Genomic DNA, 12366 nt, shown 5'->3' with positions numbered 1-12366 from the left:
TACCCTGACGGACCGTCAGGGAATTGGCCAGGGTCTGGGGGCAGTGACGTGCGCAGCGAGCTGTTGGCGGGGAAGACGGTCGTCGTGTCCGGCGTGGGCGCGGGCCTCGGCCACCGGGTGGCGGAGGCGGTGCTGCGCGACGGGGGCAACGCCGTCCTCGGCGCGCGTACGGAGTCCCGGCTCGCGGAGTGCGCCGCCGCGCTCGACCCGGACGGCGGGCGGACGGCCTGGCTGCCGACCGACATCACCTCCGAGGCGGCCTGCGGGCGGCTCGCCGCCCTCGCGGTGGAACGGTTCGGGGCGATCGACGCGGTGGCCCACGTCGCGGCGTACGACACCTGCTTCGGCGGTCTGGAGTCGGCCGACTTCGCCGTCTGGCAGCAGGTCCTGGACGTGAACCTGCTCGGCACACTGCGGATGACGCGGGCCTGCCTGCCCGCGCTGAAGGCGGGGCCGGGCGGGTCGGTCGTCATCATCGGCACCCAGTCGGCGATCGCCGCGCCGACGGAGGTGGAGCAGGCCGCCTACGCGGCGTCCAAGGGGGCCCTGACCTCGGCGATGTACTCCCTGGCCCGGGAGCTGGGCCCGCACCGGGTCCGGGTGAACACGGTGCTGCCGGGGTGGATGTGGGGGCCGCCGGTGGAGGGGTACGTGGCGTACGCGGCGGAGGCGGAGGGGGTGCCGGAGGCGGTGGTCAGGGACCGGCTGAACGCCCGGATGGCGCTGCCCGCGATGGCCACGGACGCGGAGGTGGCGGACGCGGTGGTCTTCTTCGCGTCGGAGCGGTCGCGGGCCGTCACGGGGCAGCAGTTGCTGGTGAACGCGGGGGAGGTGATGCGCTGAGGGGGCGGGTGTGCCGGGGTCGGGCGCGTGGTTTCCCGTGCCCCTGAAGGGTCACTTCGCGCAGGGACGGGATCATCCGCGCGGATACCGGGCGAGCCAGCCCGGGGCGCCCGTGCCGGGGCCGTGCAGCGAGGGGCCCTGGGTCATCTCCATGGCGAAGTCGTCCGCCAGTTCCAGCACCGTGGCGCGGCCCTCCACCTCCACCACCCAGCCCGCCGGCAGCGCCGTCTCCCCGTGCATCGCCCCCAGCAGCGCCCCGCACAGCGCTCCCGTCGCCGCCGACGCCCCGCCGTGGTTCACCGCCAGCCGCAGCCCGTGCCCGACGTCCTGCCCGACGAGGGCGCAGTAAACGGCCACCGCCAGCACCCCTTCCGGGCTGCGCCCGTCCCCGAGCCCCGCCACCCGTTCCGGCGACGGCAGCCCCTGCCGCACCCCCTCCAGCGCGCCCCGCAGCGCGTCGCTGACCGGCTGGTGGCCCGGCCGGGCGGCGAGCTGCGCCAGTGCCCCCTGCACGGCCGCGTCCAGCCCCTCGCCCCGCGTCAGCCCGTGCACCACCACCGCCAGCGCGCCCGCGGCCAGGCAGGACGCCGGATGCCCGTGGGTCTGCGCCGCGCACTCGGCGGCGAGCTGGAGGACGAGCGGCGCCTCCCACCCCACCAGCAGCCCGAAGGGGGCCGCCCGCACGACGGCCGCCGGGTCGCGGGAGGCCGGGTTGTGCGGGGCCTCCAACGTGCCCATGGCAGGCTCGCGCAGCGCCCCCAGGCACTCCCGGCCCGGGGAGCGGCGTACGTACAGCCACTCCTCGCGGGCCAGCCAGCCGTCCTCGGCGCGCCGCTCGTCGGGGCCCCAGTCGTGCTGGGTGGCGGCCCACCGCAGATAGGCGCGGTGCACGTCGGTCGGGGGGTGCCAGGCTCCGGTGTCGCGCCGCACCTGGGCGCGGATCAGCCCGTCCACGGTGAAGAGCGTCTGCTGGGTCCCGGCGGTGACCGCGCCCCGCCTTCCGTACGCGGGGACCAGGTCGACGACGCCCGCCTCGCCGTGCCGCTCCCGGATCGCGTCCAGGGAGAGCGGGTCCACGGCGGCTCCCAGGGCGTCCCCGATCGCGCCGCCGAGCAGCGCGCCGCGCACCCGGCTGCGGAAGTCCTGCTGCTCCCTACGGCCCCAGAGGCCGGACGCGGCGGCGGTGGCGGCAGTGCTGCTCATGGCGCGCCACGATAGTTGATCGGCTTGCGTCGTTTCAGGTCCGGGAGGAACTCGGAAAGACGCAAGCCGATCGGAAGCGGGCGGATTCGGTCTCCGCGGGGCTCGGTCGGGCTCGGTCGGGCTCGGCCGGGCCCAGCCGGCCGGGCTCAGTCGGTGATGGGGATCTGCCCGTTCGCGGTGGTGCCGCCGGTGGAGGCGCCGGCTCCGGTGACCGACCCCGTCCCCTTCTGGGCGATCCCCTTCAGCAGCGCCGCCAGGTCGACCCCGGTCGTGGAGCTGAGCAGTTCCATCCCCTGTGCCACGTTGTCCGTGACCGTGCGGGACAGTTGCGAGGCCCCGTCCGTGGAGATCACCGTCATCTTGTCGATGGCGCTGAGCGGCTCGGAAGCCTTCGCCACCACCTGCGGCAGTGCCTCCACCAGCATCTGGATGACGGCCGCGTCCCCGTACCGCTCGAACGCGTCGGCCTTCTTCTGCATGGCCTCCGCCTCCGCCGAACCCTTCGCGGCGATCGCGGCGGCCTCGGACTCGCCCTCGATGCGCACCGCCTCGGCCAGCGCGGCACGGCGCAGCTTCTCGCCCTCACCGGTGAGCCGGGAGCGCTCGGCGTCCGCCTCGGCCTCCTTGACCTGGCCGATCCGGCGCGCCTCGGCCTCCTGCTCGGCCTGGTAGCGGGCGGCGTCGGCGGGCTTGCGGACCTTGGTGTCGAGCTCGCGGTCGGTCAGCGCGGCCTGCCGCTGGGCGACCTTCTCCTGCTCGGAGAGGACCTCCTGCTGGCGCGCCGCCTCGGCGAGGGGTCCCGCGGCGTTCGCCTTCGCGGCCGCGGCCTCGGTCTCGACGCGGATCTCGGCCTGCTTGAGGTAGAAGGTCCGCTCCGCGATGGCGATCTCCTCGGCCGCCTTCAGCCGGGCCTGCTCGGAGGCCCGCTTGGCGATGGCCTCCGCGATGTCGGCCTCCTGGCGGGCGCGGGCGGCCTCGGGGCGGCCCAGGTCCTCCAGGTAGGAGCCCTCGGTGGTGATGTCGTGGATCTGGAAGGCGTCGAGCACCAGGCCCTGCCCGGAGAGGCTGGCCTCGGCCTCCTCGGCGACCTGCCCGGCGAACGCGGCCCGGTCCCGGATGATGTCCTCGACCGACATCCGCCCGACGATGGCGCGCAGCGCGCCCGAGAGCACTTCCTGGGTGAAGCTGACGATCGAGCCCTGCTGCTGGAGGAAGCGCTGGGCGGCGGCCCGGATCGCGTCCTCGTTGCCGCCGACCTTGACGATGGCGACGCCTTCGAGGTTGGCCTTGACGCCGCGCAGGGTGACCGCGCCGCGCACGGAGATCGGGATCTGCCGGCTGGACAGGTCGAGCGTGGACTTCTGCTGCACGAACGGCACGACGAAGACGCCGCCGCCGACCACGACCTTCTGGCCGCTGTTGTCGGTGCTGATCCGGCCGGTGACCGGATCGGTGGACTTCTTGCCGCGCCGGCCGGTGATGATGAAGGCCTCGCTGGGCCCGGCGACCTTGTAGCGCGAGATGACGACGAGGGCGATCAGGACGAGGAGTACGACGACTCCGACGACCGCGATGACGACTGGACTCATGAATCATTCCCCCGATGTGGGTAGTGCGGGTCGTGGCAGTGCAGGGGCGGCCGTGCGGACGGTCCGTGCGGACACGTCAGCGGTGGGCGGTTCAGCGCTCGACGGGCCGGACCGACACGGAGGTCGAGGACAGGCTCGCCTCGACCCACACGTCGGCGCCCCGGGCCACCGGCAGCGCGCTCTTCGCCGCGTACTTCACCGGCTGCCCGCCGAGGCGCACGAGCACTTCTCCGTACCCCCCGGCCGGAATGGCGGTGACCACCCAACCGGTCGTCCCGATCAGGTCCTCGCCGCGCGGGGTCGCGTCCGTCTGGTCGCGCATGAGCACCCGGGTGAACTTCCAGGTGGCCCAGGCGGCGACGAGTCCGGCGACGATGCCCACCCCCGTGGCGGCACCGGCGCCCAGACCCGTCGTGCCGAGCGTGATCGCCCCGGCGAAGCCGAGCATCGCGGTGAAGCCCGCGATCACCGGCAGCGACAGCAGCCCGTCGAACAGGCCCTCCAGGGCGGAGAATCCACCGAAGAGGCCCTCCAGTATTCCGTCGAAGACCAGCGCGAAGAGCAGCAGCACCACACCCGCGATGCCGAGACCGAGAAACAAGGTCATGCCTGCCCCTTCCCCGTGAGCGCCGGAGTTCCTGACTTCACTGAGCTGAGGGAACTCTCGCACATGGCACTGACATTCGACATTGCCCGATTCCGGCAGTCTTTACGCGTTCTTGATGCCGGGCGTGCCTGCCGGGCGGGCCCGGCGTCGCGAGGATGCCGAAGGGCGCCGCCGCACCAGCGACGACGCCCCTGCCCGGCGGGTGGTTCCGGGTCAGTCCCCCACGATCGGCAGCAGTTCCGGAAGGTGTCCGTCCGAGGCGTGCGCGGCGTCCACGCGCTCCTGCGGCACCTCGCCGTACAGCGTCGTGCGCGGCTTCGAGGGGCGGCCCGCCGCGTCCGCGATGGCCACGAGGTCCCGGATCGAGCGGTACGAGCCGTAACTCGACCCGGCCATCCGGGAGATGGTCTCCTCCATCAGCGTGCCGCCGAGGTCGTTCGCCCCGGAGCGGAGCATCTCGGCCGCGCCCTCCGCGCCCAGCTTCACCCAGCTCGTCTGGATGTTGGTGATGTGCGGGTGCAGGAGCAGACGGGCCATCGCGGTGACGGCCCGGTTGTCGCGGACGGTCGGTCCCGGGCGGGCGATCCCGGCGAGGTAGACGGGCGCGTTGGTGTGGATGAACGGCAGGGTCACGAACTCCGTGAAGCCGCCGGTCTCCTGCTGGAGGCGGGCCAGGGTGCGCAGGTGGCCGAGCCAGTGGCGGGGCTGGTCCACGTGTCCGTACATCATCGTGGAGGAGGAGCGCAGTCCGACCTCGTGGGCGGTCCTGATCACGTCGATCCACTCGGCGGTGGGCAGCTTGCCCTTGGTGAGGATCCAGCGGACCTCGTCGTCGAGGATCTCGGCGGCGGTGCCGGGAACGGACCCGAGCCCGGCCTCCTTGGCGGCGGTCAGCCACTCCCGGAACGAGAGCCCGGTGCGGGCGGCCCCGTTGACCACCTCCATCGGCGAGAAGGCGTGCACGTGCATGCCCGGCACCCGGTCCTTGACGGCCCTGGCGATGTCGAAGTACGCCGTGCCGGGCAGGTCGGGGTGGATGCCGCCCTGCATGCAGACCTCGACCGCGCCGACCTCCCAGGCCTGCGCGGCCCGGTCGGCGACCTGGTCCAGCGACAGCGTGTACGCGTCGGCGTCGGTGCGGCGCTGGGCGAAGGCGCAGAAACGGCAGCCGGTGTAGCAGACGTTGGTGAAGTTGATGTTGCGCGTGACGATGTACGTGACGTCGTCGCCGACCACGTCGCGGCGCAGGGTGTCGGCGATCCGGCACAGCTCGTCCAGGGCGGGGCCGTCGGCGTGCAGCAGCGTCAGCGCCTGGGCGTCCGTCAGCTTCGTCGGATCGGCGGCGGCTTGGGACAGCGCGGCCTTGACCTCGCCGTCGACGCGGCTGATGTCGCCGCTCATCTGCGAGGGCACCATGCCGGGGGCGGCGGCCTCGCGCAGTGCCTCCCAGTCGCCGTACACCGCGTCGAAGTCGTCGCGGCGGTCACCCGTGCGGCCGGTGGTGTCGATGGTGCGGTGCAGGTCGGTGCGGCCCGCGCCGGTGAAGGCCTCGTCGGGCTCCTGCCAGGGGAGACCGGCCGGCGTCACGTCCGTACGGGCGAGGCCGGTGGCCGGGTCGGCGAGGGCGGTCACGTGCGGGACGATCCGCGGGTCCAGCCAGGGTTCGCCGCGCTGGATGAACTCCGGGTAGACGGTGAGGCGTTCGCGCAGTTCGAAACCCGCGTCGCGGGTCCGCGCGGCCAGTTCGTCGATGTGCGGCCAGGGACGCTCGGGGTTGACGTGGTCGGGGGTCAGCGGGGACACCCCGCCCCAGTCGTCGATGCCCGCGCCGATGATCAGCGCGTACTCGTCGTCGACGAGGTTCGGCGGGGCCTGGATGCGGGCCGAGGGGCCGAGGATGTGGCGGGCGACGGCGATGGTGGCCGCGAGCTCCTCGAGTTCCGCGTCGGGCATCCTGCCCATCGCCGTGCCCGGCTTGGCGCGGAAGTTCTGGACGATGACTTCCTGGATGCCGTGGTAGGCGCGGGCCGTCCTGCGCAGCGCGAACAGGGAGTCGGCGCGCTCCGCGTAGTCCTCGCCGATGCCGATCAGGATGCCGGTGGTGAAGGGGACGTTGGAGCGGCCCGCGTCCTCCAGCGCGCGCAGGCGGACGGCGGGCTCCTTGTCGGGGGAGCCGTGGTGCGGGCCGCCGGGCTCGCTCCACAGCCGGGTCGCGGTGGTCTCCAGCATCATCCCCATGGAGGGCGCGACGGGCTTGAGCCGCTGGAGCTCGGTCCAGGTCATCACGCCGGGGTTGAGGTGCGGGAGGAGTCCGGTCTCCTCCAGGACCCGGACGGCCATCGCGCGCACGTACGCCAGGGTGTCGTCGTACCCCTCGGCCGCCAGCCACTCCCGGGCCTCGGGCCAGCGGTCCTCGGGGCGGTCGCCGAGCGTGAACAGGGCCTCCTTGCAGCCCATCCCGGCGCCCTTGCGGGCGATGTCCAGGACCTCGTCCGGCGACAGGAACATGCCGTGTCCCGCGCGGCGGAGCTTGCCGGGGACGGTGACGAAGGTGCAGTAGTGGCACTTGTCACGGCAGAGGCGGGTGAGGGGGATGAAGACCTTCTTGGAGTACGTGATGACGCCGGGCCGGCCGACGGCCGCCAGCCCCGCGTCCCGCACGCGGGCCGCGGACGCGGAGAGGTCCGTGAGGTTCGCGCCGCGCGCTTGGAGGAGGACGGCGGCCTCCGTGGCGTCGAGGGCGACGCCGTCACGGGCGCGTTTGAGGGCGCGCCGCATCGCGTTGTCCGTGGGGCCTTGGCTGGGGGGGTGCGTTGCGGGGCTGGTCATGTCCCGAGGATACGTTCGACGCGGGGGCGGGGTGCGGGGCCGGAGGGCGCCCGGTGAGGCAGCCCGTCACCTCACCTCCCCGCCCTGCGGGCCACCGCGGCCGTCCTGGCGCCCCGTGCGCTACGGCATCGCAGCCGTCCTGCCCCTTGCGCGAGGCCGCCCCGCCTTCCCCGTCCCCGTGGGCACCGCAGCCGCCCTTCGTCCCCGAGCCCCCTTGGGCGACGGGGCCGCCCCAAGGGGGCGAGGGGGGTACCCCCTGCTCGAGCGAAGCCGAGAGCTTGGGGGAGGGCGGGCAAGGGGGCGGCCCCTCCCGCTCCCGGCCCATCCGGGCGCCGCCCCCGCGCAAGCGCCTGTACCGGGCAAGGGACTCCGCCAGGGCCGTGAGCTCAGCCCCCGCGCCGGATGCGTCAGCCCCGCCCGGTTCGGGCAGAAGAGGCCCCGGACCCGCCCCTTTCCCTAAAGCGCTCGCCGCGCGGCGAGGTACACGGTTCCCGTGCAGATCCGTCGTGGTTGCTCGCGCAGTTCCCCGCGCCCCTGGAGGGGCGCACCGCTCGGTGGGAGATGTGCGGGTGCGTCGTGGCTGCTCGCGCAGTTCCCCGAGCCCCTGAACGGGGTGTCCGGCGTTACAGGTAGGTCGTGTACTCGTCGAGGAGGGGGAGGAGCTTCTCGGGGGTGGACGGGGGGAGTTGGAGGACCACCTCCGGCACGTCCAGGGACGCGTAGTGGGCCAGTTTGCCCGTGCTCGGCAGCACCGCGTACGGCACCACCTGGAGGTCCTCCGGGTCGCGTCCCGCCTCCTCCCACACGCCCCGCAGCACCGGGATCGACTCCGCCAGCCCCCGGCCCCCGATCGGCATCCACCCGTCCGCGTACGCCGCGATGTCCGCGAAGAGGCGCGGGCCCGCCGCCCCGCCCAGCAGGATGCGCGGTGCGCCGCCCGCCGGCTTCGGGTGGGCCTCGCTCGCCCGGACCGAGTTGAACCCGCCCTCGTGGGCGGTGGGCGCGGGCGCCCACAGGGCCCGCATCAGCGCGACCCGGTCGCGGGCCAGGTCCCGGCGCGTGGACCAGTCCACCCCGTGGTCCGCGGCTTCCTCCTTGTTCCAGCCGAAGCCGACCCCGAGGGTGAAGCGCCCGCCGGAGAGGTGGTCCAGGGTCGCCACCTGCTTGGCCAGGTCGATCGGGTCGTGCTGGGCGACGAGGGTGATGCCGGTTCCGAGGGCAAGGCGTTCCGTCACGGCCGCCGCCTGGGCCAGCGCGACGAAGGGGTCGAGCGTGCGGCCGTACTCGCGCGGCAGGTCGCCGCCGCCCGGGTACGGGCTCTCCCGGGACACCGGGATGTGCGTGTGCTCCGGCAGGTAGAGCCCGGCGAAGCCCCGCTCCTCCAGTTCCCGGGCCAGCCGTACCGGCGTGATCGTCTCGTCGGTCAGGAAGATCGTCGCAGAAATCCGCATGGAAGCCCCTCCGTCGGTCGCCTGTCGGCCGCCTCACGCTACGGCGTGCCGTGCCGAAAGCCGAGGGCCCGCGGGCCGGGGGTCAGTCCCGGACGGTCATCGGCGGGGTGTCCTTGGTCAGGACGGCGCCGCGGAAGAACGCCGGGCTGCGGCGCTGCATCACCAGCATGATGACCAGGCCGACCAGGAGCAGGCCCACACCGATCACGAAGACCGAGCCGACGCCGAAGACGGACGAGCCGCTGCCGTACGCCGGGTCCCACATGTCGTAGAGGGTCTTGAAGAAGACCGCCGTCAGGAGCGCCCCGCCGAGGACCGGGAAGACGCCCTTGAAGAGGGCGTCGCGCGCGGACGCGGTGAGGTCGCGGCGGAAGTACCAGGCGCAGGCGAAGGACGTCAGCGCGTAGTAGAAGCAGATCATGAGGCCCAGCGCGTAGATCGTGTCGACGAGGACGTGCTCGCTGACCAGGGTCATGACCGTGTAGAAGACGCCGGTCGCCACGCCCGCGTGGACGGTGGCGCGGCCCGGGCTCTTGAAGCGGGGGTGCACGCGCGCGTAGGAGGCGGGCAGCGCCTCGTACGCCGACATGGCGAGGACCGTGCGGGCGACCGGGATGAAGGTCGTCTGGAGGCTCGCGGTGGCGGAGGCGAGGACCGCGACGAAGAGCGCGATGCCGAGGACGGGGCCCATGACCGGGCCCGCGAGGGCGGCGAAGACGTTGTCGGAGGTCTCCGGGTTGCCGAGACCCAGGCCCTGGTCGCCCGAGCCGACGGCCATCTGCGCGGCGACGGCGGTGGCGAGGTAGGAGCCGACCAGGACGACCATCGCGATGAGGGCCGCGCGGCCGGGGGTCTTCTCGCTGCCGGTGGTCTCCTCGTTGGCGGTGAGACAGGCGTCCCAGCCCCAGTACATGAAGATCGAGAGGGAGAGCCCGGCGGTGAAGGCGGCGAAGGAGCCGACCGAGAAGGGATTGAACCAGGACCAGGAGAAGTCCACGCCGCCCGCGAACCCGGGCAGGCCGCTGCCCGCCTTGCTGAACGCCATCACGACGAAGACCGCCAGGACCGCGAGCTGGAGGCCGACCAGGGCGTACTGCACGCCCTTGGTGGCCGTCATGCCCCGGTAGCTGACCAGCGTCGCCAGGGCGATCAGGGCGAGGCAGGTGAGGATGTGGACGGGTTTGTTGCCCTCCAGGGCGGCGATCTTCTCGCTGCCGGTGAGCTCCCCCGCCAGGAGCCAGAAGTACGAGGTGGCGACGCCGGCGAGGTTGGAGAGCACGATGATCGTCGCGACGACCAGGCCCCACCCGCACATCCAGCCGACCCGGGGGCCGAAGGCCTTCACGGTCCAGGTGAAGGAGGTGCCGCAGTCCGGCATGACCTTGTTCAGCTCGCGGTACGCGAAGGCGACCAGCAGCATCGGCAGGAAGCCGGCGAGGAAGATCGCGGGCATCTGGAGGCCGACCTCGCCCGCGGTGGAGCCGAGGGTGGAGGTCAGGCAGTAGACGGGGGCGACGGTGGAGATGCCGATGACCGCGCTGCCGAGGAGGCCGACGGAATTGCCGCCGAGGCCCTTGCTGCGTACGCCGTCGCCGGAGGTGTTCAGGGCTGCCCCCTCGGTCCCCTTGGCGACGCCCCTTACCGGGTCTCCGGTCTGCGGCCTTGATTCCACCTGAGTCATGAAAGGGACGTTAGGCCCTGCGGTTTCCACATCCGGAGGGTGAAGTTCCGTTTCAAGATCCTTGAGTTGAAAGGGTGGAGACCCGGTTTCATGCGAGGTTATCGCGGGTGTAATGCTCCGTACACCTTTGAAGCGGAGGCCGCGGAGGGCGTCCGCACATTGCGGAAACCGTAGGACCGTCCGGTATGCCCGTTTTCAAAATTTCCCGTCCTCCGTCGCGAGCACCACATGTGCACCCGGCGCGGACTTCCGGGGCCCGTCCCGCGGAGCGTCTTTCCTGATCTTCGCGGCACGGGAGGCGGTCGGCGCGCGAAGGGCGCCGACCGCCTCCGTCACCGGGCAGCCGTGCCGGGCGGCACGGGCCGTGCCGTCCACGTCGCGGGGCCGGCCGGGGGCCGGTGCCTCTCGGTGGCGCTCCAGGTGGTGAGGTAGGACTCGGCACCCGTCATCAGGTCTTGGACGGTGTCCTGGCCGCCGCTGAGGCGGATCTGCTCGATCCAGTCGGGGACCGTGCCGACGTGGGCGGCGCCGTCGGTGTTGAGGTCCCAGACGCGTTCGCCGGTCCGCTGCCGGTCGACGAGGGAGCCGCCGTCGGCGGTGCGGAAGGGGTACTTCACCGCGTTGGGGGCGTCCGGGCCGCCGGGAGCGGGCCAGCCGCCGACGCCGTTCATGTCGGTGCCGTAGCCGAGGCCGACCCCGTACTTCTGGCGCAGCGGCCTGGTGCCGGCGGCCTCCTGGTGGAAGCCGGCGGCGGCGGTCATGTACCCGGCCTTGAAGCCGCCCAGGCGGTAGAGGCGCTCCAGCCAGCCGTCGTCCATCCAACTGTGGCTGGAGAGGACGCCGGGGTAGTCCGCCGACTCCAGGAGGTCGAGGGTGCGGGCGGCCGCCTTGACGCTCATGTGGTCGATTTCGAGCATCATGTTGCGCTTCATGAGGCCCTTGACGGCGTACTCGCCGAGGCCGGTGAGCCCCCGGACGTTGCACTTGCCGCCGTTGTCGGCGGGCACCCGGACGCCCGGGGGCAGCAGCCTGGTCACCTCCGCGGGGGCCTTCGCGTCACCGGCCGGGTTGTCCTGCCGCGGGCCCGCGCACTGCTCGGTGCGCCAGAAGGTGCCGGTGGAGAGGAACTGGCCGATGTTGACGGCGGTGCCGATGGCGCCGTTGTCCATCCGCACTCCGCACAGCGCGTTGTCGAACTTGTGGCACAGGAACATGCTGCGTACGCCCAGTCCGTACAGCTCGTCGAGACCCCTGTCGATGTCGCCCCTGCCGCACTGGGGGACGCCGAGGATCTGCTTGCAGCCGAAGGGCTCGGAGGTCTCCACGCCGAGGACGACGGCCAGCTTGCCCTGCTCGGCGACCTTCCGGGCCTGGGCGGAGTCGGTGACGATGCGGAAGAAGCCCTTGCCGGGGCCGCCGTAGACCTTGTCGACGTAGGCCTGCATCTCGTACGTCTTGCGGGCCTGGAGGCGGATGGAGTCCATCTCGTCGCAGCCCCGGTCGCGGGCGTAGACCGAGCAGAGCAGGCCGTTGGAGACGAGGTCGTTGACCAGCACCCGCTGGCCGCCGCGCCAGGCGCGCTCCAGCCAGGCGTAGTAGTTCTGCTGGTGGCTCAGGGAGTCGTGGGCGGGCCAGTCCTTGAAGGTGGGCCAGCCGACCGGGTCGTGGTGGCCGTCGGCGCCGCCGGTGAGGTTCTCGAAGAGGGCGAGGGCGCCGTCGGGGTAGTGCTCGGGGCAGTCCTTGAGGGCGGTGGCGACGCCGGCCTCGTCGAAGGGCTTGCCGCAGATGATGCGGCCGCCGAAGCCCTCGTTGGACATGAGGTGGTTGTGGGCGTCGACGAAGCCGCGCACCTCGCCTCGGCCGTCGGCGCCCCGGAAGGGTTCGCCGGTGACGTTGATCTGCGAGTCGGCGGCGGGCCGGGCGGCCGGTTCCCACCAGGGGGTGTCGGCGCCGGCGGCCCGGGGGGCGGCCAGGCCGAGGGCCAGCAGGAGGGCGACGACGGCGGCGTGGAGGCCGTGTCTGCGATGAGGGGTCATCCGGGCTGCCTCCGGTCCGGGACGGCACGCGCCGACGGACGACCCCGTGAGGTGTGACGGTCGTTACCCGCGCGTAGGTCCGTCGAGGATCGCCGCCACCTGACACACAGTCAAGAGGCGGCGCACA

At 72.8% G+C, this 12366-nt stretch carries 7 protein-coding genes and 1 pseudogene; 1 reads left to right on the top strand and 7 read right to left on the bottom strand.

Annotated features, from left to right (window positions below; all coding sequences use genetic code 11):
- Positions 1 to 48: 48 nt before the first annotated feature.
- Entirely contained in the window at positions 49 to 843 is a 795-nt protein-coding gene (locus ACZ56L_RS08395; protein ID WP_471062600.1) for an SDR family oxidoreductase, read from the top strand.
- A gap of 72 nt (positions 844 to 915) precedes the next feature.
- Here the strand turns inward: ACZ56L_RS08395 and ACZ56L_RS08390 are convergent, their stop codons facing one another.
- The 7 genes and pseudogenes from ACZ56L_RS08390 to ACZ56L_RS08360 form a co-directional block, all read right to left on the bottom strand.
- Positions 916 to 2046, bottom strand: coding sequence for an ADP-ribosylglycohydrolase family protein (locus ACZ56L_RS08390; protein WP_471062598.1), 1131 nt, complete (start codon positions 2044 to 2046; stop codon positions 916 to 918).
- Positions 2047 to 2192: 146 nt separating this feature from the next.
- A complete protein-coding gene (locus ACZ56L_RS08385; RefSeq protein ID WP_468687447.1) occupies positions 2193 to 3635 on the bottom strand; it encodes a flotillin family protein in 1443 nt (480 codons plus the stop codon).
- A gap of 91 nt (positions 3636 to 3726) precedes the next feature.
- Positions 3727 to 4242, bottom strand: coding sequence for a hypothetical protein (locus ACZ56L_RS08380; protein WP_345221890.1), 516 nt, complete (start codon positions 4240 to 4242; stop codon positions 3727 to 3729).
- A 213-nt stretch (positions 4243 to 4455) separates the two neighbouring features.
- Complete coding sequence (locus tag ACZ56L_RS08375) at positions 4456 to 7071, bottom strand: bifunctional FO biosynthesis protein CofGH (protein WP_468687445.1); 2616 nt, start codon at positions 7069 to 7071, stop codon at positions 4456 to 4458.
- 623 nt (positions 7072 to 7694) lie between these two features.
- Entirely contained in the window at positions 7695 to 8522 is an 828-nt protein-coding gene (locus ACZ56L_RS08370; protein ID WP_401754318.1) for an LLM class F420-dependent oxidoreductase, read from the bottom strand.
- 82 nt (positions 8523 to 8604) lie between these two features.
- The gene (locus ACZ56L_RS08365) at positions 8605 to 10203 is read right to left on the bottom strand and encodes an APC family permease (RefSeq protein WP_345221886.1); all 1599 of its coding nucleotides are present in this window, start codon (positions 10201 to 10203) and stop codon (positions 8605 to 8607) included.
- A 377-nt stretch (positions 10204 to 10580) separates the two neighbouring features.
- A pseudogene (locus ACZ56L_RS08360) lies at positions 10581 to 12239 on the bottom strand (discoidin domain-containing protein); the annotation flags it as partial.
- Positions 12240 to 12366 lie beyond the last annotated feature (127 nt).

It is taken from the genome of Streptomyces sp. NPDC039736 (genome assembly GCF_055596485.1).
This window is presented reverse-complemented; position numbering and strand designations above follow the sequence as displayed.

Excerpts from the sequence above, each read along its gene's own strand:
- ACZ56L_RS08390 (WP_471062598.1), bottom strand. The coding sequence starts at position 2,046 with ATGAGCAGCACTGCCGCCACCGCCGCCGCGTCCGGCCTCTGGGGCCGT.
- ACZ56L_RS08385 (WP_468687447.1), bottom strand. The coding sequence starts at position 3,635 with ATGAGTCCAGTCGTCATCGCGGTCGTCGGAGTCGTCGTACTCCTCGTC.
- ACZ56L_RS08380 (WP_345221890.1), bottom strand. The coding sequence starts at position 4,242 with ATGACCTTGTTTCTCGGTCTCGGCATCGCGGGTGTGGTGCTGCTGCTC.
- ACZ56L_RS08375 (WP_468687445.1), bottom strand. The coding sequence starts at position 7,071 with ATGACCAGCCCCGCAACGCACCCCCCCAGCCAAGGCCCCACGGACAAC.
- ACZ56L_RS08370 (WP_401754318.1), bottom strand. The coding sequence starts at position 8,522 with ATGCGGATTTCTGCGACGATCTTCCTGACCGACGAGACGATCACGCCG.
- ACZ56L_RS08365 (WP_345221886.1), bottom strand. The coding sequence starts at position 10,203 with ATGACTCAGGTGGAATCAAGGCCGCAGACCGGAGACCCGGTAAGGGGC.